This is a genomic window from Neotamlana laminarinivorans, from assembly GCF_020523925.1.
GTDB classification, from domain to species: domain Bacteria; phylum Bacteroidota; class Bacteroidia; order Flavobacteriales; family Flavobacteriaceae; genus Neotamlana; species Neotamlana laminarinivorans.
In genome coordinates this window covers 1-24310 of the sequence record NZ_JAJAPW010000009.1, presented here as the reverse complement: position 1 = coordinate 24310, position 24310 = coordinate 1, and the positions used below count along the sequence as shown (strand labels likewise).

22 protein-coding genes and 1 tRNA gene are annotated in these 24310 nt (G+C 31.8%); 14 read left to right on the top strand and 9 right to left on the bottom strand.

Translation table 11 applies throughout. The annotated features are described in order from the left end of the window. Positions 1-383: 383 nt before the first annotated feature. The 8 genes from LG649_RS14945 (at position 384) to LG649_RS14910 (ending at position 11083) form a co-directional block, all read left to right on the top strand. The gene (locus LG649_RS14945) at positions 384-3446 is read left to right on the top strand and encodes a SusC/RagA family TonB-linked outer membrane protein (protein WP_226544627.1); all 3063 of its coding nucleotides are present in this window, start codon (positions 384-386) and stop codon (positions 3444-3446) included. A gap of 20 nt (positions 3447-3466) precedes the next feature. Then, positions 3467-5014: a RagB/SusD family nutrient uptake outer membrane protein gene (locus LG649_RS14940; RefSeq protein WP_226544626.1), complete on the top strand. Its 1548-nt coding sequence runs from the start codon at positions 3467-3469 to the stop codon at positions 5012-5014. Positions 5015-5248: 234 nt separating this feature from the next. Further along, positions 5249-5953: a FadR/GntR family transcriptional regulator gene (locus LG649_RS14935; protein ID WP_226544625.1), complete on the top strand. Its 705-nt coding sequence runs from the start codon at positions 5249-5251 to the stop codon at positions 5951-5953. 51 nt (positions 5954-6004) lie between these two features. After that, the gene (locus tag LG649_RS14930) at positions 6005-7582 is read left to right on the top strand and encodes an MFS transporter (RefSeq protein WP_226544624.1); all 1578 of its coding nucleotides are present in this window, start codon (positions 6005-6007) and stop codon (positions 7580-7582) included. A gap of 53 nt (positions 7583-7635) precedes the next feature. Further along, positions 7636-8388, top strand: a complete 753-nt coding sequence (locus LG649_RS14925; RefSeq protein ID WP_226544623.1) for an SDR family NAD(P)-dependent oxidoreductase — start codon at positions 7636-7638, stop codon at positions 8386-8388. A 44-nt stretch (positions 8389-8432) separates the two neighbouring features. Further along, positions 8433-9479 (top strand): sugar kinase, encoded by a 1047-nt coding sequence (locus tag LG649_RS14920; RefSeq protein WP_226544622.1) that lies wholly within the window; start codon positions 8433-8435, stop codon positions 9477-9479. Positions 9480-9550: 71 nt separating this feature from the next. Beyond that, positions 9551-10219 (top strand): bifunctional 4-hydroxy-2-oxoglutarate aldolase/2-dehydro-3-deoxy-phosphogluconate aldolase, encoded by a 669-nt coding sequence (locus LG649_RS14915; protein WP_226544621.1) that lies wholly within the window; start codon positions 9551-9553, stop codon positions 10217-10219. A gap of 6 nt (positions 10220-10225) precedes the next feature. Beyond that, a complete protein-coding gene (locus LG649_RS14910; RefSeq protein WP_226544620.1) occupies positions 10226-11083 on the top strand; it encodes a hypothetical protein in 858 nt (285 codons plus the stop codon). An 82-nt stretch (positions 11084-11165) separates the two neighbouring features. On the opposite strand, the gene LG649_RS14905 is transcribed toward LG649_RS14910, so the two are convergent. Together LG649_RS14905 and LG649_RS14895 are read right to left on the bottom strand one after the other, a co-directional pair. After that, positions 11166-12311, bottom strand: a complete 1146-nt coding sequence (locus LG649_RS14905) for an alpha-hydroxy acid oxidase (protein ID WP_226544619.1) — start codon at positions 12309-12311, stop codon at positions 11166-11168. A gap of 914 nt (positions 12312-13225) precedes the next feature. After that, positions 13226-14788, bottom strand: a complete 1563-nt coding sequence (locus tag LG649_RS14895; protein ID WP_226544617.1) for a hypothetical protein — start codon at positions 14786-14788, stop codon at positions 13226-13228. A gap of 254 nt (positions 14789-15042) precedes the next feature. On the opposite strand from LG649_RS14895, the gene LG649_RS14890 reads away from it, so the two are divergent. From LG649_RS14890 to LG649_RS14865, 6 genes are all read left to right on the top strand, one after another. Beyond that, a tRNA-Arg gene (locus LG649_RS14890) sits at positions 15043-15116 on the top strand. A 234-nt stretch (positions 15117-15350) separates the two neighbouring features. Beyond that, positions 15351-16610, top strand: a complete 1260-nt coding sequence (locus LG649_RS14885; protein WP_226544616.1) for a site-specific integrase — start codon at positions 15351-15353, stop codon at positions 16608-16610. Between the two features lie 153 nt (positions 16611-16763). Next, a complete protein-coding gene (locus LG649_RS14880; protein ID WP_226544615.1) occupies positions 16764-17597 on the top strand; it encodes an RteC domain-containing protein in 834 nt (277 codons plus the stop codon). A 485-nt stretch (positions 17598-18082) separates the two neighbouring features. Further along, the gene (locus LG649_RS14875; RefSeq protein ID WP_226544614.1) at positions 18083-18364 is read left to right on the top strand and encodes a helix-turn-helix domain-containing protein; all 282 of its coding nucleotides are present in this window, start codon (positions 18083-18085) and stop codon (positions 18362-18364) included. Positions 18365-18439: 75 nt separating this feature from the next. Further along, positions 18440-19144 (top strand): hypothetical protein, encoded by a 705-nt coding sequence (locus LG649_RS14870; RefSeq protein ID WP_226544613.1) that lies wholly within the window; start codon positions 18440-18442, stop codon positions 19142-19144. 26 nt (positions 19145-19170) lie between these two features. Then, the gene (locus LG649_RS14865; protein WP_226544612.1) at positions 19171-19833 is read left to right on the top strand and encodes an ATPase; all 663 of its coding nucleotides are present in this window, start codon (positions 19171-19173) and stop codon (positions 19831-19833) included. A gap of 13 nt (positions 19834-19846) precedes the next feature. On the opposite strand, the gene LG649_RS14860 is transcribed toward LG649_RS14865, so the two are convergent. The 7 genes from LG649_RS14860 to LG649_RS14830 form a co-directional block, all read right to left on the bottom strand. Next, positions 19847-20173, bottom strand: coding sequence for a hypothetical protein (locus LG649_RS14860; RefSeq protein ID WP_226544611.1), 327 nt, complete (start codon positions 20171-20173; stop codon positions 19847-19849). Between the two features lie 367 nt (positions 20174-20540). Then, complete coding sequence (locus LG649_RS14855; RefSeq protein ID WP_226544610.1) at positions 20541-21125, bottom strand: hypothetical protein; 585 nt, start codon at positions 21123-21125, stop codon at positions 20541-20543. A gap of 141 nt (positions 21126-21266) precedes the next feature. Next, the gene (locus tag LG649_RS14850; RefSeq protein ID WP_226544609.1) at positions 21267-21794 is read right to left on the bottom strand and encodes an SRPBCC family protein; all 528 of its coding nucleotides are present in this window, start codon (positions 21792-21794) and stop codon (positions 21267-21269) included. A gap of 24 nt (positions 21795-21818) precedes the next feature. Next, positions 21819-22172, bottom strand: coding sequence for a YciI family protein (locus tag LG649_RS14845; RefSeq protein WP_226544608.1), 354 nt, complete (start codon positions 22170-22172; stop codon positions 21819-21821). Between the two features lie 84 nt (positions 22173-22256). Beyond that, positions 22257-22952, bottom strand: coding sequence for a hypothetical protein (locus LG649_RS14840; protein WP_226544607.1), 696 nt, complete (start codon positions 22950-22952; stop codon positions 22257-22259). Between the two features lie 9 nt (positions 22953-22961). After that, the gene (locus LG649_RS14835; protein ID WP_226544606.1) at positions 22962-23537 is read right to left on the bottom strand and encodes a Crp/Fnr family transcriptional regulator; all 576 of its coding nucleotides are present in this window, start codon (positions 23535-23537) and stop codon (positions 22962-22964) included. Positions 23538-23706: 169 nt separating this feature from the next. After that, positions 23707-24147: a hypothetical protein gene (locus LG649_RS14830; RefSeq protein ID WP_226544605.1), complete on the bottom strand. Its 441-nt coding sequence runs from the start codon at positions 24145-24147 to the stop codon at positions 23707-23709. Between the last annotated feature and the right edge of the window lie 163 nt (positions 24148-24310).

The window sequence follows — 24310 nt, the reverse complement described above, 5'->3', positions numbered from 1 at the left end:
ATGTCTTGTTTTTTAGTTGTTTAATTCTGTTTTTTAATTGATAACTATTCATTAAAACAACTATATGTTAAATTTTTGTTTTGCTTTGTTATAACAAAAATTTAACATATATTTGGAAAACCAAACTGGTAAACCAAATTGGGAAACCAATTTATTGTTAATAACACACACCTATTGTTTAATCTTAAAGAAAAAATCATGAAAAAAAATTATGAAAAGGAATTCCTGTAAATATCCTTTTTCATTACCAAAATTTACAGGGAACTAAACAGCATAAAATAAACTAAGCATAAAAAATAACTATGGTGTTTAGGTTTAAGTAAAAAACAAAGCGCTTAATTACCACATGTAGGTGCGAATAATTTAAACTAAAAAGACAAATTATGAATTTAAAAATTAAACTAATTCTTTTTATGGCACTAATTTTTAGTGCTGTATCATTTGCTCAGAATGGCGTAACAGTTTCAGGGGTTGTTGTTTCAGCTACCGACAATGTTCCTATTCCAGGGGTTAATGTGATTTTGAAAAATACAACAAACGGTACCACAACCGATTTTGATGGAAATTATGAGATAAAAGCCAGTAAAGGAGATGAACTTCAATTCTCTTATATTGGTTTTGTTACAAAAACAATTGTTGTCGGAGATAGTTCTACAATAAACGTGTCATTGGTAGAAGATTTAGCAGAGTTAGAAGAAGTAGTAGTAGTAGGTTACGGTGCTCGTAAAAAGAGTGATGTAACGGGGTCTGTTTCTGCTGTAAAAACAGAAGAGTTAACAGCCTTTCCTGTTTTAGAAGCTACTCAAGCACTTCAAGGTAGAGCTTCTGGTGTTGTAGTTCAATCTAACAATGGAGGTGAGCCAGGTGCGCCTATAAAAATCAATATTCGTGGAAATACATCTATTAATGCAAGTAGTGATCCATTAATTGTTGTAGATGGTTTCGTAGGTGCTACTATGCCGCAGCCAGGAGATATTGCTAGCTTACAAGTATTAAAAGATGCATCTGCAACCGCTATTTATGGTTCTAGAGGTTCCAATGGTGTTGTAATTGTTACAACAAAAAAAGGTAGGAGCGGAAGATTAAATATTGAACTTAATTCTACATATTCAGTACAAACAGTTTCTAATCAATTAGATTTATTAAATGCTTCAGATTTTGCAGATTATCAAAACCAAGTAAGAGAAAATGTTGCAATTACAAATGGTACTACTGCAACGCCATACGTTCAAGGTGATTATGATACAGATTGGCAAGATTTAATTTACAAAACAGGAAGCACTCAAAATCATCAAGTATCTTTCGCTGGAGGATCAGAAAAAATTAATATTTATGGTTCTGGTACTTATTTTAAGCAAGATGGTGTAGTAATTAATTCTGATTATGAGAGATTATCATTTTTATCAAATATTGATGCTCAAGTTTCAGATAAACTAAAGTTAGGGCTTAACTTAGTTGGTAACACCAGCAAAAAGAGTGGTGTAGGAACACAGTCTGATGGTTCTGCATCAGCAGGTGGAGATGATGTAATATCTTTAGCTATGCGTTTTGCACCAGATAAAGGTATTTATAATGATGATGGAACATTTTCTACAAACGATCAAATTGGTGATGAGGTTGATAACCCTTGGGCTGTAGCGACTCAAAGAGATGATGATACTACAATTGATAATTTTAGAGCTAACGTTTATGCTGATTATCAGATTTTTGAAGGTTTAAACTTTAAAACTACTTTTGGTTTAAGTACAGAAAATGAGTTTAGAGGAATATATACACCGCGTACATTAACTTTAACTTCGGGTGGGGTTGATGGTAGAGCTATCATGTCAGAAGATAGATCTAAAACAGTTTTAAGTGAAAACTACTTAACTTACAAAAAAGAAATAGGAAAAGGTGATTTAACTTTATTGGCAGGTTATTCTTATCAAAAAACTACTAATGAAGGTTTTTATAGTGAAGGTACAGGAACTATAGATGATTCTTTTTCATACTATGGCTTATACACGGCTACATCATTAATTAATGGAGGTGCGGGAGATGTTTACTTTAACGAAACTGAAATCCAATCGCAATTCGGTAGATTTAACTACGATTACGATGATAAATATTTAATTACTGCAACAGTAAGACGAGATGGTGCATCTAACTTTGCTGAAAATGAGAAGTATGCAATCTTCCCTTCAGGTGCGTTAGGATGGAAAGTTTCAAACGAAAATTTCTTGAAAGATGTTGAGGCTATTTCTAACTTAAAATTAAGAGCAAGTTATGGTGTTACAGGTAACCCTTCAATCGGAGCTTACGAATCTTTAGCTGTATTAAGTAGTATTTATGCGTCAAGTAATGGAGAAACGGTTACTGCTGTAACTCCATACCAAAACGCTAACCCTAATTTAAAATGGGAGTCTTCTTATCAGGCAAACTTTGGTTTAGATTTAGGTTTATTTAATAACGCTATTTCAATGTCTTTAGATTATTATAATATTGATACAAAAGATGTATTAATGTTTGATAATAGTATTCCTTGGGCATTTGGACTTTTAAATGATGAGATTCTAACAAACGTTGGTGAAATTAATAACAAAGGTTTTGAAGTATCTTTAAACACCAGAAACATTTCTAACGAAAACTTTAACTGGACAACAGATGTTGTATTCTCAAGAAATAAAAATACAGTAGTATCTCTTATTAATGGTGCAGACTTTTTTGGTAATGGTGCACCAAGTTATTTTAGTGTAGATAATAACTATATTTTAAGAGAAGGAGAAGAAGTTGGTCTGTTTTTTGGTTTTGATTATGCAGGAGTTTATCAAGGGGGAGCTTTACCAGAAGGTACAACCGCTGTAGCAGGAGCAGTAGAAGGAGATCCATTATTTTATGATTTAAATGATAATGATGAACTTGATACAGATGATAGAAGAATAATTGGTAATCCTAACCCAGATTTTACCTGGGGTATTACTAACAATTTCAGATATAAAAATTTCGATTTAAACATATTCTTTCAAGGATCTCAAGGTGGTGATATTTTTAATATGACCAACGTTCAGTTAAATAATGGTGACGCTAATACAACTTACGATTATTTTAATAACGCATGGACACCTACCAATACAAATACAAATCAACCACGCGTAGGGAACAATAGTAATAGAGAAATATCTTCACGATTCGTTGAAGATGGTAGTTATATTAGATTAAAAAATGTTGCTTTAGGATACAACTTACCTTCAGAAATTGTTGAAAAATTAGGTATGGAGAAGCTAAGGTTATCTGTAAGTGCTCAAAACTTATTAACTATTACTGATTATTCTGGTCTAGATCCTGAAGTTAACTACTTTGGCGCTTCTGGTAATAACAATACGTCTAGCAACACAGTTAGAGGATTCGATTTTGGTAATTACCCAACAGTACAATCTGTTAGTTTTAGCCTTAACTTAACGTTTTAAGAATAATAAAAACTAAAAAAATGAAAAATATTAAATATATATATATGTTAGTTCTAGGTGTAAGCCTAGGATTATTTGTAGGTTGTTCGGATTTAGAGGAGGAGCCAGTGGCATTATTGTCTCCTACAGGATATTTCCAGAGCACAGACGATATACAAGCAGCGGTTGATGGTTCTTTAACCCATGCTATAAATGAAGAAATCTGGGGTAGAAAGCTTTCTATAGCCTTAATGTTGCGTTCAGATATGGTAAACCTGCAATCCACACAAACAAGAAGGGTTGAAATGAATATGCATACCATTTCTGGAGATAATGAAATGGTTTACGATCCATGGATAAGAATGTATCTTGGTATTTCAGCAGCTAATACTGCAATAGCAGGAGCGGATGACGTAAACGAAGATGATAGTGTAAAGAACCCAGTTACAGCACAGGCTTATTTTGCTAGAGCATTTTATTATTTTCATTTAGTTCGTTTATTTGGAGACATTCCTTATTACGATGCTCCAGTTGTAGATGCAGACGCAGCAGCTTCTGTAAGCAATACTCCAGAAGCTGAAGTTTATCAAAATATTATAGCAGATTTAGAATACGCAAAAACATGGTTACCAAATACGGTTACTACTAGATCTAGACCGTCTAAAGCTGCTGCTAGTTCTTATTTAGCACTAGTTTATTTAACTATGGCAGGTAACGATACTGGTTCAGAGTATTGGCAAATGGCTTTTGATGAAGCTACAGATGTAATTAATAATGCAGGAACCTATGGTATAGGGTTAGATAGTGATTACCAAACATTATTTAATGCTAATTTAATAGATGCATCAATTGAACCTATTTTTGCTCTCGATTACAATAATGTAGAAGCTGAAGATAACGCATATGACCAAACAGCTCCTATGACGGGAATTAGAGGTGATGATGATGATCAAGGGTGGTCTGTTGCAGTGCCAACCATGGCTGTTTACGATTCTTTTGATGAAGGTGACTATAGAACACGTGTAAGTTTCCAAACCGAGGCTACTATTGGAGGAGTAACTGTAGATTATACAAATTTTACTATTAGTGGACATGAACATGCCGCTAACCAACCTTATATAGCTAAGTACACGCGTTATCCTGGTCCTTACGCACGTTCTAATAAAAGAGCAACTAGTCATAATTATTCAATGATTCGTTTTGCTGAGGTGCTTTTAATAGCTGCTGAAGCAGCTGTTGAAATAGGAGATAATGCTTCTGCTTTAAATTATATTAATATGGTTAGGGAAAGAGCAAGACAAGGAGGCAACTCAACCAATGGAGGCTATGTTGAAGAAACTATAGCACCAAGTGCAGTACCTGCAGATTTAACAGGAACTGTAACTGTTGATGATGTTTTAGAAGAGCGAAGAATAGAGCTATGTTTTGAAGGTAAAAGATGGTATGATATTAAAAGAAGAGAGTTAGGAGATGCTGTGTTTAGTGCTTCTGGTTACGAAGGAGAGAAACCAGATTGGAATTCATCTGTAGATTATGATACACCTATACCAGATGAAGAATTAAATAGAATGCCTAATATTTCTAATTAATTATAAAATTTTATTAACGAATTATTTCTAAAAGAATGTTTTTTTTGATGTTTGGTTTTTCTTTTAGATTTGTTAATAATTATAAGTTTTACTGGTACTAAAGTGCCAGTAAAACTTTAACCAAAAATATTAGCTAATTAGGTGTTGTATTCACGTAATTATGCAAGGAAAAATAACGAAATAATGAAAGAAAGTATAATTTAGCCAATTTTATAAAATTATACATGAATTAATATGAAGACAGGGACCTTAACATCCAATGAAAATTCAAGTTTGCAAAACACTATAATAGACAATATCAGGGGTTTAATAAACTTTAAGAATTTAGAACCCGGAGATAAACTTCCTTCAGAGAGAATGCTAGCTGAAAAGTTTGGAGTTACCAGAAGTAATGTACGCGATGCTATACAAAAATTGGAATTTTATGGCATTTTACAATCTATTCCACAAAGTGGAACATTTGTAGCTAATATTGGTGTTATAGCAATGAATGGTATGATAGATGAGATTATAGGTCTAGAAGAACAAGATTTTAAATCTTTAGTAGAAACAAGAATATTATTAGAATTAAAAACAGTTCGATTAGCTTCATTAAGAAGAAGCGAAGAGGATTTAAAGAGCATAAAAGAGGCACTTGATGCTTACGAAGATAAAGTAATGTCTGGACAAGATGCGGTGCAAGAAGATTTATTATTTCATTTGGCAATAGCAAAAGCATCTGGTAATAGTACAATGAATAACTTTATGTTAACCATAACACCACAAATAATTATAGATTTTGAAAAATATCATGTTTGCGATAAAGGACAAGCTTTGTTAGGTATAAAAGAGCATAACGAAATTTATCAATCCATAAAAAGTCAAGATCCAACATTGGCAAAACAAAAAATGAAAGATCATTTTAACTTATTATATCAATACTGCTATAACAAGAGTTAATTTTAGATAAAGGAAATTTAAATAAAACTATATAAACAAACAGATACAATCATGAAAATAAAAAAACTGAGATGGGTCATTATAGGGCTCATATTTTTAGCTACGGTTATTAATTATATAGACAGGAGTGCTTTAGCAATAATGTGGGGAGGAGCATCAGATGAAAAAGAAGTAATGATTGATCTAGTTGATATTATTGAAAACTCTAAAGTAAGTAACGATAGTTTAGTTAGCTTTTTTAATAATAAATTGCGCGAGCCTTCCTTAAAACAAGATAGTATTGTAAGCCATATAAATTTAATTACTTTACAAAAACCATCTAGTATAAAACAGACTATCGAAAGCATTAAAGCTGGAGTTTCAAATGAGGCAACTTTAAATTTAATTCAAAGTTTTAAAAATAGTAAAGTATTAGAAAAAGAAGATGCTGTGTTTGAGGTTTTGGATATCGAAAAACATTCTATTTCAAGAGATTTAGGACTTTCAAAAAACGATTATGCCTTAATTTTAAACATATTTATGGTTTTTTATGCCCTAGGACAATTATTCTCTGGAAAAGTATTTGATAAAGTAGGTACAAGAATAGGTTATGTACTGTCAATTGGTATATGGGCTTTATCATCTTTTTTACATTCAACAGTCCGTGGTTTAGGAGGATTGTTGTTTTTTAGAAGTACCCTTGGTATTTCAGAGGCAGGTAACTGGCCAGGAGGTGTAAAAAGTAATGCAGAATGGTTTCCTATAAAAGAAAGAGCTATTGCTCAAGGTTTATTTAATGCAGGAGCATCAATAGGTTCTGTAATTGCACCACCACTTATCGCTATGCTGTTTGTTGGTTATGGCTGGAGAGTAACATTTATGGTTATTGGTTCTTTCGGATTATTATGGGTAATTCCTTGGTTATTAATTAACAAAGCAGGACCAAAAAAACACCCTTGGATTACAGAAGAAGAACAAAAGTATATTCTTGAAGGGCAAAGTGAAGCAGACCAAAATGCCACAGACGATACAAAAGGTAAGAGTCTAGGCGAAATATTATCATTTAAAGAGTCATGGGCAGTTGTAGTAGGGCGTTTCTTTTTAGAGCCAATATGGTGGTTATTTGTAGGTTGGATGCCAATTTATCTTTTCGATGTTTACGGATTTAATGTAAAGGATGTTGGAATGTTTTTATGGGTACCTTATGTAGGAGCTGCAGTTGGTAGTATAGCAGGTGGTTTTGTTTCTGGAAAAATAATTGCAAAAACAAACTCAATTGATAAAGGAAGAAAAACTACAATACTTATTGGAGGCGTAATTATGCTACTGGGGCTTATAGCAACAGTGTTAATTGGTAATACAGCCGAAAAATTTGTTGTAATTGTATTTTTTGTATTGTTTGGTTTTCAGTTTGCTATTAGTAATGTACAAACATTACCAAGTGATTTCTTTAGTGGTAAATCTGTTGGTTCACTAGCAGGTTTAGGAGGTATGATTGGAGTTTTCTCAGTTATAGTAATGAACTTTTTAGTGCCAATAGTAGTAGAGAAAATTTCATACACACCTGTTTTTATAGCCATTGCAGTATTTGTACCACTTGGTGTAGGAGCAATATATTTCTTTGCAAGAAAAATTAAATCAGTAGAATAATCAAAATTTAACAAAATTCATTAATTAATATAAAACTAAAATTAAACAAAGTTATGAGTAAAGTAGCTGTAATCACAGGAGCAACTGGTGGAATTGGATTTGAAGTAGCAAAACGTTTAGGTCAAGATGGATATACTGTAATATTAAATGGTATTGAAGACGAAGCTGGTGCAGAACGCGTAAAACAATTAGAAGCAGAAGGTATAACTGCAGAATATTATGGGTTTGATGTTACAAACGAAGAGGCAGTAACAACAAACATTCAAAAAATTGGTGAAAAATATGGTAAAATAGACGCTTTAGTTAACAATGCAGGTGGTCTTGGTGGTCGTTCAAGATTTGAAGACATGACAACAGAATTTTACAGATTCGTTATGGCTTTAAACTTAGACTCAACATTCTTTGCATCTAGAGCTGCAATTCCTTACTTAAAAAAAGGAGAAAACCCATCTATTATAAACTATACTTCTATCGCAGGATGGAATGCAGGTGGACCAGGAGCTGGAGTTTACGGAACATCTAAAGCAGCTGTACACGCTATAACGCGTGCGTTAGCTAAAGATTTGGCAGAATATGGTATTCGTGTAAATGCTGTATCTCCAGGAACTATTGATACAGATTTCCACAAACAAATTAAGTCAACTAAGCCTGAAGTTTTTGCTTCATGGAAAAATAACATTTTATTAGGACGATTAGGGCAACCAGAAGACGTAGCCTCTGTAGTGTCTTTCTTAGTAAGCGATAACGCAGCCTTCTTAACAGCTGAAACTATTCAAGTTGGAGGTGGACAAGGTTTAGGAATTTAATTTTAAATAACTTTCTAGAAACACAAAACACAAACTATAAATAAATGAGTAAAGTAGTAACATTTGGGGAAATTATGTTAAGATTAGCCCCACAAGGATTTTTAAGATTTTCGCAAGCAAGCAGTTTCGATGTTGTATATGGAGGTGGAGAATCTAACGTTGCAGTATCTTTAGCAAATTACGGTGTTCCAGTTGATTTCGTAACAAGATTACCAAAAAACGATATTGGAGAATGTGCCATGATGGAGATGCGTAAGCGTGGTGTAAATGTAGATAAAATAGTATGGGGTGGAGACCGTTTAGGTATTTACTTTTTAGAAACAGGTGCTGTAAGCAGAGGTAGTAAAGTAGTTTACGATCGTGCACATTCAGCTATCGCAGAGATTGAATCTGGAATGATTGATTGGGATTCTGTTTTTGAAGGAGTAGAGTGGTTTCACTGGACAGGGATTACACCAGCTATTTCACAAGGTGCTGCCGATGTTTGTTTAGAAGCTGTAAAAGCGGCTAGCGAAAAAGGAATTACTATTTCTACAGATTTAAATTATCGTGCTAAACTTTGGAAGTACTGTGACGATGCACACAGAGAAGCTGTAATGACAGAATTAACTTCTTATTGTGATATCGTTTTAGGTAACGAAGAAGATGCAGAAATGCACTTTGGAATTAAGCCAGAAGGTATAAGCGTACAAACAGAAGGGCATAATGTAAAAGCAGAAGCTTTCTTGTCTGTTTGTAAACAAATGATGGAAAAATTTCCAAGAGCTAAAAAGGTAATTACTACTTTAAGAGGATCTATATCCGCTTCTCATAACACATGGGCAGGTGTATTATACGATGGTAAAAAAATGTATGAAACTCGTCAATACCAAATTACAGATATCGTAGATAGAGTAGGTGGTGGAGATTCATTTATGGGAGGTTTAATCTACGGATTATTAAAGTACCCAGAAGACGATCAAAATGCATTAGACTTTGCTGTTGCAGCATCTTGTTTAAAACACACTATTAAAGGTGATGCGAACTTAGCAACTGTTGCAGAAGTTGAAAAACTTATGGGTGGAGACGCTTCAGGTCGTGTAGCTCGATAATAAAACAATTATAATAAAGCTGTTACATTTTTTTAATGTAGCAGCTTTATCAATTTAAAGCATTTTATAAAATGGCACAATTTTCAAGAATAGAAGTCGCTCAAGTAATGAAAGAAACTGGAATGGTTCCTTTGTTTTTTCATAGCGATATAGAAATTAGTAAAAAAGTTTTAAAGGCTTGTTACGATGGTGGCGCGCGTTTAATGGAATTTACAGCAAGAGGAGATTTCGCTCATGAGGTTTTCGGTGAATTAACAAAATATGCAATTGCAGAATTGCCGGGTATGATAATGGGAGTTGGGTCTGTAACCGATGCAGCCGCCGCATCATTATACATGGCTCTTGGTGCTAACTTTATTGTAACTCCTGTATTACGTGAAGACATTGCTATTGCTTGTAACAGACGTAAAGTTTTATGGTCTCCAGGCTGTGGAAGTTTAACAGAAATAGCTAAAGCTGAAGAATTAGGTTGTGAAATAGTGAAATTATTCCCTGGCGGAATTTATGGACCTAATTTTGTAAAAGGAGTTAAAGGGCCACAACCATGGACAAGCATTATGCCAACAGGTGGAGTATCTCCAACTGTAGAAAATTTAACGGGATGGTTTGATGCAGGTGTTACTTGTGTAGGAATGGGATCTAAACTTATTTCTAAGGAAATTATTGCTAACGAAGATTATAGTACTTTACAAAGTAAAGTTGAAGAAGCTTTAGGGATAATTAAGAACCTTAGAAAGTAATTTGTTATGAAAGTATTATCTTTTTTAAAAAATAAAATACTAGGTGTTTATTCGCTTATAGCTATTGTAGTTTTATCATGTAATTCTACAAATCAAATAGTTGTTCAAGATCTTAATATGGATGTTCCAGAAGGAAAACAAGTTTTTTCTGAACCATTATTAATAGGTGAAATTGCTGAAACAAAAATTGATCATCTAGCTTTTGTTGGACCAACAAAGCAAACGATTAATTTATCTTCAGACAATATTACTATGTTTTTATTTTTAAAAGGTAATGCAAATTTAATTGCTGATACAATTGTAAAAAGTCTAGTTCCAGAATCTATTGCGATACCAATAGATAACATTAATAATGTTGAATTTGATGTTCCTGCTGGAGAAGTTTTACATTTTGTACAGTTTACCAAAAAATTATCAGAACAGGATAAGGAAGATTTTCAAAATTTTCCTGATGAAAATAAGTATCAATTATTTTACACACGTTTTGTTGATTGTGAACCTTATACTGAAAAGATAAAGAGCCCTAATACAACTAGTAGAACGGTTTTACCTGCCGATATTGTTCCTAGAGTATCTTTAGGAACAGTAGAAGCTATGGGACCAGACGAGGTTGGCGCGCATAAGCATCCAATGCTAGATCAATTGTTTTTAGGTTTAACAGATAATGATATTACGGTATTTGCAGATGATGCTTCTACTCAATTAAAGGAATTTGCTTTATTGCATATTCCAATAGGTTCGAGTCATTGGGTTAAAGTAGAAGAAAATAAACGTATGAATTATATGTGGATGGATTTTTTCTTAACCAAAGAAGGGCAAGAGTGGTTAAAAACTCATAAGCCAATGAGTACAGATAAAAAATAATTTACTTTTGGTTAAAATAATAAAAACCCCTTAGCATTATTTTGTTAAGGGGTTTTTATTTGGAGTAACTATAAGGGATATGTTAAATTAAATGCTCAGGAAAATCACTTGTTTTTTCACAACACAATTGTTCCATTACTTGTTGTAATTCGGTTTTTAATAATGAAATTGTATGATTTCCTCCTTGTTTTCCTAAGGCAGAAACACCATACATAAACGAACGTCCCATAAATGTAAATTTAGCACCGCTAGCCATAGCACGTGCAACATCTGGTCCAGATCGTAAACCACTATCTACCATAACCTCAATTTTATCGCCATATTTTTCAGCAATTCTAGATAATGGTTTTACAGTGGATTCTCCGGCATCTAATTGTCTTCCACCATGGTTTGAAACAATAATTCCATCCAAACCTAATCTTATAGCTTCTTCAGTATCATATTCAGAAGCTACACCTTTTAAAACCAATTTACCTTTCCACATATCTCTTATTGGTTTTATTTTTTCTTCGTTTAAACGTCCGCTAAAGGTTTGATCCATAAATTTACCAAGCTGTTTTAAATCTAAGCCTTTAGGCATATATGGTAATAGGTTTGCAAAATTAGGTTGTCCGTATTTTAAAGTTTGCATAGCCCAATGTGGTTTTCCTAAAACTTGAAGAATGTTTTTAACCGACATTTTAGGAGGCATTGCTAATCCATTCCTAATATCTCTTGGTCTAAAACCAAAAGTAGGGACATCACATAAAATAACAAGTACTGGGCATTCTGCTGCTTCTGCACGCTTAATTATGTCGTCACGTAGCCTATCTTCGGTAGGGTGATATAATTGAAACCACGCTTTACCTTCTGTTAGTTCACTAGCTCGTTCTATACTGGTTGTAGTAACTGTACTTAAAATAAAAGGGATGTTATGCTCGAATGCTGCTTTGGCTAAAATTTCTGGAGAATTAGGCCACATTAAGCCTTGTAAGCCTACTGGAGCAATACCAAAAGGTGCGTCATACTCTACACCAAATAATTTCGTTTTTTGTGAAGAGCCACTGTGTTTTCTTAAATAATTTGGTTTTAATTGTACATCTCTTAATTCGGCTGTATTTCTAATTAAGTTTACATCTTCATTGCATCCGCCATCTAAATATTCAAAAGCAAATTTTGGTATTTTTTTTTGAGCTTTTTTTCTTAAGTCATCTATAGATGGGTATCTCGTGTCAATTTTTAAAGCCATATTATTTAATAAATTATAAAACTAAAATATTAGTTGGTTATGATATTTGGTTTGTTTTTAAGCGTTTACTTACAGCTATTGTTAAAAAATGAGAATTTTTTAAAAAATAGTGGTTAAAATTAAGAATTTGTTTTTAAATATTTATTAGTCAGAATAATTATTGTGGGCTTAACCTATTGGTTTTATGGAATAAAAGTTCTTTTAATAATATATTTAAATGTTTCATTATAAAAATGAAGATTAAATAACAATATTAAAATAAGGCAATATAAAGCATATATTATGCAAAAAAATAGCTAGTTAATAACGTTTTTTGTTACAAAATAACGCCAGCCAATTATTGCTAATTGTAATTTACTAGCTTTAGCTAGGTCTAGCTGCTGTTTTGTGTAACTAGGGAGTAAAAGTTTGTTTAAATGTGCTAAAATTTTAAATATAATTTTTTTCAACTTACTTGCTTTTTGGTAAAAATAGTAAAACTTATTCTAGACTAAGTTTTACATGTTTTAAAAATTACATTAAAGAAATAATAAAGATTATTATTTCAATTAACAATTTGGCAAGTGTGATCATAAAATGGTTAGTTTTAAAATGGTTAGTAATTATATTTGTTGATTGTTTTTTCAATATAAATACTAACACATATGCAAACCAAAATGTTTTATTAAAATCTGTGAAAGTGAATACTAATATGTAACTAAAAAAGTATTATTAGTTTTAATATTTGAGTGACTCTCTTTGCTTATGTTTTAATTTTAAATAAAAAAAACATAAATATGTTTCAAATAGTTGGCTTTGTAGGGTGTTTTTGTTGTTGATTTGTAAAATCAAGGCAAATTTGATTTAAAAATAATTGATTTTTTCAATTTTCATCTTTTAATATATTTCATAATAAGAAAAATTGAATAAATTATTTAATCATCTTCGGTAAAGGTTATGTGTTGGTAAGCACCTAAATCTGGTGAGGTAGTTCTATCTTTGTTTAAAATATCTGTAGTTACTTGATTTGAAAAAATTGTTGAACCTTTATTTATAGCTTCTGAATTCTCTCCAATAATTAATTTATTATTAACTGTATCTTTAAAATCAGGATTTTCATTAAAAATGATATTTTCATAGTGTGTTACGTCATCAAAATTATAATTGTCGCCGGTGTAATTATTATTGGTGTCGCTAAAACGTATTAAACAATTGGTGAATTTAAAGTTGAAGTCTGTAGTATCATCTTCAATTTCTTCAATCAAAAATTCAGGATTATCATTACCGTAAATTATACAATTGTTAAAATTGGCTTCGGTTAAACTTGCTATAGCTGCATTACCATCTTCATCTAAAACAAAATTATTTAATAATATGGCAGGATACTGCCTAAAACTACTATTCCAGTAATTTACTAAAGTAGAGTGGGTGAAATTATATTTTCCGCCAATGGTTCCGGCAAAGGATGACAGGCCAGAATTATTAATTACTAAATTTTTTGCTTCAATCGATGTATTTCTTCCGTAAAGGCCAAAAGAACTACAGTTATAAATTTGTGAATTGGAGATGCTAAGTTTATTGTTTGTTTCTGTAGGATTACCATCACTTAAAATGCCTATTGTGGCATTTTTTATGGTTAAATAATTAATTTGATTATTAATACTACCATCGAGCAACCAAATAGTGCCCCACTGCCCAGGTGTATCTGTGTATTTTGGTTCGAGTCTGTCTCCTTCAAAAATCACTTCATTTTCTAATAATTCTTGATCATTACTGTACTCGCCATTAATTTGTATTGAAGCGCCATTGGATACAATTATCCCAGAATCGGCATGAAAGTATACTCGAGCGCCAGGGTTAATGGTTAGCGTTTCGTTTTCTGGTACAGTTGCAAAACCATAAATAACATAGGGTTTTTCGTTGGTAAAGGTAAGTTCGTCGGCAAGAAGTTCTCTGCCTTGTAAGTCGGTTTCAACTATTTCGTCACCAATATTTAAAGTTAATGTTTCTATAACTTTTGTTGTTTCGTCTCTATCTGGATAAATAAAAACGGCATCTTGTACGAGCGTAACAAGCTCTACAGTTTGTAGGTTGGTGTTAGAATCGAATTGAATTTGATCGGTGTATAAATATGATGATTCTGTATTTGCAAATTCGGAATAATTAATAGTTGTTTCAATAAAAATGTAAAGACTATCTTTTGCTAGTAGCTCAACATTTTCAAAAATTTTACCAGATATACCATCTACATTTAGTCTGTAGTTTGAGGTTTCTCCAAGCCCTAATTTTACTGAGGGAATTAAAATATCTTCATTACTGTTATTATAGACCTTTAAATTGTATGTACTAGAGCCTATATTAGTAAATACTGTATCTAGATAAACGGTATCTTTGGAGAACTGAAGTGACCCTGTACTTGTTGTAAACTCAAAATCTTTTCGGCAAGAACTCCAAAGTAAAACAAAGCAAAAGGTTAAAAAGAAATATATAAAGCGCATGGTTGATTTAATTTTCTGGCTAAAAATATAACTTTGTAATCTAAATTTTAGTGTTTTGCAAGTAAATTATTAGTGGTTTACATTTTACAAGAAAACAATTTTGTGTTAAAATTTAAATATGTTAGCTTGTAACAAATTGAAGTTGATTTAATTAAGTAATAAAAACAAAAAACTTAAAATTATTAGTTATTTTTTTGGTTAGATTTATAGTTAATTCTATATTTGCGCACTGGAAAATTAAATTATAAATATTCGGTCGCGTAGCTCAGCTGGATAGAGCATCTGCCTTCTAAGCAGACGGTCACAGGTTCGAATCCTGTCGCGATCACTAGAAGGGCTTTTAAAAAGAGTCAAAAACCACGTAATTCTATGGAAATGCGTGGTTTTCTAGTTTTTACGGAATAAGTTTAATTTGTAATGATTTGATATAATTTGTCAGTTATCCGTCAGTTCATTTTTAAAACTGTCAGTTCATTCAAATTTAACTTATTTTGGCCCCATAATAATCATAGTTGATTTGGCTTTCGTCTAGACATATGTTTAACATTTTAAGACGATAACTATGAAATCACAAAACACTTTCTCAATTCTTTTTTGGGCAGATAATAGTAGCTCAAAATCAAGCAAAGCTTTACTATACGCACGTATTACCGTTAACCAGAAACGTGCAAATATTAGCTTAAAGAGGCACATATCCTATAAGCTTTGGGATGCTAAAGCTAAAAAAGTTAAAGGAAATACCGCCGATGCTAGACAAATTAACATGTATTTAAACGAAGTGTACACGCGCTTGTTTCAAATTTATAAGGATTTAATTTATAAAGAGGAAATTGTTACCGCCCAACTAATAAAGTCTATTTATACGGGCGAAACTGTATTTTCTAAAACCTTAATGGATCTTATTGCATATCATAAAAATCAGTTTAAAAACACTTTGTCTCCAGGAACCATTGTAAATTATGGTATTACCGAAAACTATCTCAAGCGATTCTTAAAAGCAAGTAGAAAAGCCAACGACATATATTTAAAACATCTTAATTACGAGTTTTTATGCGATTTTGTCGCTTATTTAAAAAACTATTGGCCAGAAAATCATCCAAGACAAATAAGTAATAATACTGTCATGAAACATGTTCAGCGATTAAGAAAAATGGTTACGCTAGCTTACCATATGGAGTGGATAGATAGAGATCCATTTGTTAAATGGAAATCTGTTTTTGAAAAACGAGAACGTGAATTTCTCTCCAATATTGAACTTCAAAAAATGGAAGATTATCAATTTGCTATAGATAGGTTAGAACGTGTTAAAGACTTATTCTTATTCAGCTGTTATACAGGGATAAGCTATATAGACCTTATAAAATTAACCCAAGACAATTTAGTAAGAGGCATAGATGGAACAACCTGGATTGTAACAAACAGACAAAAATCTAACACTAGAGTTAAAATTCCTTTATTCGGAATGGCTGAATCATTAATTAATAAATACAACAATCACCCTATGTCAGTGGTTTCAGGTACGCTATTCCCACAAATAACTAATGAAAAATTAAATTTTTATTTAAAAGAGGTAGCCCTAGCAGTTGGCATTAAAAAGCACCTTACATTCCACATGGCGCGACATACCTTTGCGACAACAGTAACACTATCCAATGGCGTACCCATTGAAACCGTCTCAAAATTATTGGGGCACAAAAAAATAGCAACTACACAAATCTACGCCCGGGTTTTAGAAGATAAAATTAGTGCAGATGTAAATCAATTAAGGCAGCAATTGAGTAAAAAAAGACAAGCAAGAAACCTGAAAAAGGGAAATGGTTAGTCTTAGTTTTCTAATGATTGTAAACAGAGTTAAAGCCTTTTAACTCTGTTTTTTTATGGATACAAAATATATTCAAATGGTACGATTTAGTTATTTATGTTAAATTAGTAAAAATAAACCTACATATAAATTACTAATTAACGTGTTAAATTAATGAAACTAAATTCCCTAAATCAAGTTGCAACCGAGTTAAAAAGGCAACTAAAACTAATTAACAAACAAGAAAATGATCGAGTAAATCGTCTTAAATTATGTTATGACACCTCATGTGAAGCCTTAACAAAGTTAAAGCAAAAATTTAAGCTAAACGAACCACAAACAGATGAAGAAGAGGTACATTTTTTTAAAAATATTAAACCAGTGGTATTAAGTAAAGTTATAAAATATGGAATGCTTTGTGATTTTGAAATTAAGCATGTCGTGTTACCATCCGAAATAAAATTAAAAGAATATAAAAATTGTATTAAAATGTTGAAAGTGTATTTTGAAGAAAATCAGGAATTCTATAAGTACTATCGGATGAAGGATACAAGTTACGATCAAAAATATTTTACTCGTTTAAAACGTAATGAAACTCTGCATGCTCAGGCTATGTTCTATGCTATAGATTCCGATTTCTCAACAAGTCACGATGTAATATTAGCCACTTTTATGGCCTATGAAAACATTTTCAATTATGTAGAAAATCAAATTGCAGTGTTACAAAATCAACCTAAAAGTCATAAAAATTTAAACCGATCCGTGTTAAAATGGACAGCCAATAAAAGTGATTTAGTAGAGTTAATTTATGCCTTACAAACAGCAGGAGCTATAAATAATGGAGGTATCACGCTTAAAGACCTTGTGGAGTCTTTAGAAGATGTATTTAATATCCAGTTAGGCGATTATTCCAGAATTTTCTATGATATACAGTTACGGTCTAATCCCACGAAGTTCTTAGGCCAACTACAAGACGCATTGGAAATAAAAATAGAACGGTCATTATAAAAAGTACACTTTGACTATTATTATTTTATGCTTTCAAATCGCTGAAAATAATGCATTCTGACATTCTAGTAATTCTTAAAATAAATAGTCTAGAGGTTATAGCAAATAGCGTCATTCGTAATAGGCTGTTTAAATAAAAATTACATTCTGATTTATAGTTGATTAGGTTTTTTGAAGGCTATTTGAGTAAAGCTCTACAGTTTTAAAAAGTACCCAAGTTGGTGAAATATTATCATTAAAAAAATAAACCAAATCATATGGTTTTAACATCTAAGTAAATAAGTAGAAGACGCTTATTTGTTTTCGTTTGTAGCAAAATGCATTCGATTTTATCGGAAGTTTTACAGTACCCAACTTGGGTATACCTTGTGAATAAAATATAAAAAAGGAATGCAAATTTGTTCACAGAAAGTCAAATCAAACTATGTGTAGCTTATGGCTACAACCCGAAAATTTAATCAACTAACTTAAAACTAAGAACAATTATGAGCGTAAAAATTCTAACTACGGACGACCTTGAAAATTTTAAAGTAGAGTTACTAGAAGATCTAAAGGAACTGCTAACAACATCATCACAACAAAAACCCAGAAAATGGATCAAGTCTTCCGAAGTACGTAAGCTATTAGGGGTCTCACCAGGAACACTTCAAAACATGCGTGCTAATGGTACATTGCCATATACCAAATTTGGTAATCTTATGTATTATAATGCCGAATTAATTAACCAAATGCTTGAGAATAATCAAGTAGCAAACGTTTACAATTAAACAACCGCATTTATAAAGCTTGAGGTATGCTAAGTTGTTAAGTATAGCATGCCTTAGCTTTCAATACACATAATTATGCCTAATGTAAATTATATAAATCACCTCAACGCCGTTTTAGATCAATTTTCTAAAGACGATAGATTAAACCCAACTCATATTAGCATGTACATGGCACTTTTTAATTACTGGAACTTTTTACACTTTCCAGAAACTTTTCATGTCAATCGAGAGGAAATTATGAAACTCTCTAAAATAGGCTCTAAAGCCACATATCACAGAGTAATTAAAGCATTAGGTTATTATAATTACATCGTTTATATGCCCTCTAAAAACCCATTCAAAGGGTCTAAAGTTAAGTTGTTCAATTTTGGTACAACCTTAAAACAAGACAAAGTACAATACAATTCCATTAACAGTACAACTATAAAACAAGCCTTGGTATCTAAAAACAAACATATAAAAACATTAAAAAACAATATAAACGAGGGACAAACCTCAATCCCAAATTCAGAAAAAGAAGTTATTAAGTTTTTTAAGAATAATGATGCTACCACTCATGAGGCACAAAAATTTTACAATCATTATATGGCCACCGGATGGAAATTTCCCAACCATACTAAAATTGAAAACTGGAAGGCATTGGCAAAAAAATGGATATTAAAATCTCAAGACTTTAAAACCCATGAAAACAGCCCGCAGCAATCTCAAAATAGAGACAACTTGAATACCACCGATTATTTACATACCAACAGAAATAAAAATTACAACCAACCTTTGTAACGGTTGAAAGGGTAAATCAGCCAAATATGGAAACCATCAAGCCACATATCATTTTCGAAAATAAGTATCAATTTCAAATCGGCGATGTAAAACAAAATATCATTCACTACGATTTCGATAGAATATTAGAGTATCTCGATTACAAAGGCAAGTTACTGTTCGGTAAAAAGTTTAAAATTTATTCTGAGGACAAAGCACTTATTTTCAAACTATGTGTGTATTTCATTCAGGATGTATCCAATTGCAAAAAGTTCAATATAGATCCCAATAAGGGTATTTTGCTATCTGGACCCGTTGGTTGCGGAAAAACATCCCTAATGAAACTTGTAAAATATATTCTGCCACACATAAAACCTTACGAGGTGGTACCATGCCGTAATATAGCTTTTAGGTTTAACAGAAATGGATTTTCTACCATTCAACAGTATGGCGACAATAATTATTATTGCTTCGACGACTTAGGGGTTGAACCCACTGGAAAACATTATGGTGCCGATTGCAATGTAATGGGCGAAATCCTATTGTCGCGTTACGACTTATTCTTGAAGCATAAAATCAGAACCCATGCTACAGCCAATTTAAATGCACAAGAATTGGAGCAACGCTACGGAAATAGAGTGCGTTCCCGAATGCGACAACTTTTTAACTTATTGGCTTTCGATAAAGAAAGTGAAGATAAACGGGAATAAAGTACTGTTTTTATTATTCACATACCATGGTATTAAAATCAATATGTAATTGTGTAGAACCTTGATGATCCACCGTTACCCATTTAAAATTAGTGAGTACATAGGCATTCCCGCCATCTAATTGTACCCATTCATCAATACCGCGAGCACCATTTTTTAAATCATTTTTTACGGTGAATCCAATGGGTGCAACATAATTTCTACTCTTAGTAAGTAATTTACATTTCCCGCTGTTTTGAGCTTCTGCAGCATTTACCTGATTATAATAAGTAGCTTGGGTTAAAGAGGGAAGCGTGTCGTTAACCTGACTAGGAGATATGGACGATCCGCAGGAAGTCAAAAGAACGCATAAAATAGAAAAACGATTAATAAGGCTCAAATGTGTCATGACTTTTTAAATTATTTAGTGTGTTGGTGTAATAAAAAATCTAGTGGTTAGCTAGTGTAGTAAAATTAATAATTTTTGTTTAAAATTTAGAGCATAATAATTGTTAAATAGATTAAGAATCAGTGATATAAGTGTCTGTTTTGCACCATTCTTTCCAAGTACAATTATATCTTATGCTTTATAATAATAAACGAATAACCACTTTGAGTATACCCATTTAAAAGTAGATAGGGCAAATAAAAACCGAATAGAAAATCCGAGAGGACTTTCGTAAGTAGGATAGAACCAAGCAATTAATTGTACATGGTGTTGGTACTAGTTATTTTATTTTTTTTCCGAATTTATATTGTTTTTTGGTTTCGGTTCCGTCTTCTTTTAAACAATATTCCGTCCCGTTTTTCTTTCCATTAATATATTCACAACGAAAAGTTATTTTTTCGCCTCCATCTCTATAGCCCAATTCAAGGCCGTGTTTCTTCTTTCCGAAATATTGACAACTATAACTAACTTTTCCATTTGTAAATTGCTCGTAAAGTATTTTTACTCCCTTCTTATTATAGGTTGTTGTTTCAAACATTTCTCCATCCAAATGGTATTTAATCTCTTTTGAAAGCACTAAGGGTTTGTTCGGGTTATATATCGTTTTATTGTAAACTCTTCTTTTTTTTCCATTATAATACAAGTTACTTAATAGTATAATTCCTTTTTTATATTCCTCATCATAAACTAAATGTCCGTTTTTTCTTTTGCTTTGAGCAATTCCAGTAAAGAGTTCATCCGTAGCAATTTTATAAACCAATTTATTCTCAATATATACTTCTTTCATTCCGATTATTTCTTGTGAAATCAATTCGTTGAAAATCAATAACGCTATTAATGTCAATAAGTTTCTAAATTTGGTCATAATTATTGCTAACGGTTAATATAAGGGCAGTAGCGGATTAAATTCACTAGTCTTTCTGACAACAATATACTTAATTAAAAGCAATAGAGATTAGAGCTTACACCTAAACCGCTATTGCTTTTTATACATTGTTATGCCTTGTTACTTTTCAGATGCTATTTTTAAAAGCTCCATTCCTCTCGCATTCATTTTCGCCATATCTTTCTTTGCTCCAAAGAGCCACATAAAGAATGAATCTACCAATCCTGATTTGAGATTAAAATCTTGAGTTACTTTTACGCCATTTCCTGTTTTGGAGAAAGAATACTCAAAGGTGGGATTTGCTTTAAATGGTTTTTGAATATCACATTCCATTTTTATGTATTCTAAGGGTTTTATTTCTTTTATTTCTTGATAACCTAAGTCTTTACCTTTATTTCCGTTCCAATGAAATTGAGCTCCTACTTGTCCATCGTTTCCTTTAACTTCTGTTTTCTGAGATGGGTCGGCTTCATAAAATGGAGACCATTTTGGAAAGTTTTTTAGATACAGAACGTTGGTAAATGCAGTTTCAATATCTGAATTTATAGTTACACTTTTTTGAATGTGAATATGTTGTAATTTACTTGCGTTATAAAATCCTATTACTAAAAACAGTATAACAGCCCCTACGATTATTGTTACTATCATTTTTTTCATTTTATAAAATTTATATTAGTTTTCCATTGGTATTATACTTCTTACCTCTACAGTACCACCCATTTTTAGAATAGGACAATCTTTTGCCATAGTTGTGGCTTCTTCTAATGAATTTGCTTTTACAACCATATTTCCTCCAAGTGTTTTGTTTTCTGAAATTAAAATACCTTCAGAGATAGATAAGTCTGTGTTAATTTGCATTCCCTCAAAACCAAGTTGATGTGTACTAATTAGCTTTTCTTGAATGGCAATATTGCCAATAAAGCTTCCCCATTGCTCGTGCATTTGGGCTTGTTCTTCTTTTGTAGGTTGATACTCAAAGTTTGGAGTGAACCTAAAAATCATCATAAAAATTTGCTCGTTTTTCATTTTTTAAAGTTTTAATAATTAATAATACTTCAAAAGTCGAGCAGATGAATAACAAAAATCTTAGCCTATGACAAGAAATGAGAATTACCCTTTTTTGAGCCAAGATAATTTTCGAAATACCAATAAATGAAGAAAAATAATTGTTGGTGGAGCAAAGGCAGGAATAAAACAAAATGGGAATTCCGCTAAAAACTCTACACCTTGAATATTATTATCGATACTGATTTTAGTAAAAATAATAGCCATAGCCGAAGTAATTAAAATATCGACAAGTCCAAAAGTGTTCCAAATATAGGTTAGTTTTCTACTGTAGTTTTTTTTGTTTCGGATGGCTTTTGCCACAAAAATACTTGATATAGCTGTAAGTATATCTCCAATACCAGCAAAAAGAGCAAAAACTGGAGGCAGTAAATCATAAAGGAATAGAATAATAAAGGTGCTACCAATTAATCGAAATATATGAATCTTAACTAAATCTTCAAGAGTTAAGATGTTGTTTGCATCTTTACAGACAACGGTGTTATAGATTATGGTTGCAAATATTGCCAAAGGTAGTGTTGTTGTTAAAACAATTTTGGGAGGTAACATAATAGTATCAAAAAATCCATTAAAACTTGCTATTGAAACTATCGTTAGATAAGGAATATAGAAACCAATAATCCGCCAATAACCTTTTTTAACCTTCCCTTTTTTTGCTAATCGAGCTACCATTGCTATAGGAAATATAAAAGCCAATAGAAAAATGATAGAGATAATTATAGGTACTTGATTTGAAAACATAGGTTGAGGTTATAAAGTAATTTCTTTTCTAATTCTGCTTAAAGAGGTGTCTGTAATACCTAAATAGGTAGCAATATGTTTTAGTGGTACATTTTGTATTATTGAAGGTTTTTCTTTTAATAGATTCAAGTATCTGTCTTTGGCTTGGTCTGCAATAACCGAAATGGAGTGATGTTTTAATTCAAAGTAGTTATTTATCAGTCTTGTTCTGCCTACTTCTCTAAAAGCTTCAATGTTAAATAGTTTCATAAAATTGGCAAAACTAATTTTCCAACATTTTCCATTTGTTAACGCCTGAATTGACTCTTTGCAAGGTTTTTTTAAAAAGTAGGAATGCCAATCTATTACAATGTCTTTTTCTGCAAAGAATTTGGTTGTAACATCATTTCCTTCTGTGTCAATACTATATGAACGTAAAAAACCAGTTTCTAAAAAGTAATAGTAACTTGCTACTTTTCCTTTTTCTATTAGATATTCATTCTTTCTAAATTCAACTTCTTCAAATTGCATTAAAATCAATTCTAATTCTTCTTGATTAAAGTTTTCAGATTTAAAAATGCTATTTAAAAAATGAGCTGTTTTCATTGTTTTTTGCGTTCTGTTTTAATAAGGCATAACGTGTTTGTATATAGTTTGTTGCGTGGTTTAGCAAGTAATTTAGCAAATAAAAACCGAATAGAATATTACGCAGGAATATTCATAAATAGGCTAGAACTAGTAATTAATTATACACGTTGTTGTGTATAGTGCTTTTTTAATTAATTCGAGTATAGACAAATCGATAGACAATTACGTTGCCATTTCCATCTGTATAAGAGTCTTCTAAAGTCAGAGTGTTGTTATTATTCTCAAAAGTCACTACATCAGAGAAAGTAAATCCGTTTTGAGTAAATTCATATGTTCCATTGCTTAATTTTTCCCAAGTCATATTTACAGTGTCAACAACTACACAATTTCCAGAACTGTCTGTTCCGTAATATAAATCAGTTCTATTTCCAGTTTGTGTAAATTCAATAGTAGAAGGACTGCAATTATTTACCGTAGTTTCAGTATCATTTTCAAATTGTGCAGAGTATTCCCAATTACCGATTAATGGGTCGGTTTGATTTTCAGCATTCCCACTATCATCTCTACTACAAGATATTATTAAAATCAATGATAAAATTAAGGTTAAGTTCGTTAGTAAGTTTTTCATTCTCTCGTGTTTATTATTTATTCGTTTTGCGTGCATTCAATGTTCTAACGCAACAAAGCGTTTTTAATTTTTAGTGTTACTAAGCTACATTTTTTTCTTCAAATTCGAGTATTTCTTTAGGAGTTTTATACCCTATTATTTTCCTAGGTTTATTGTTTAGTTT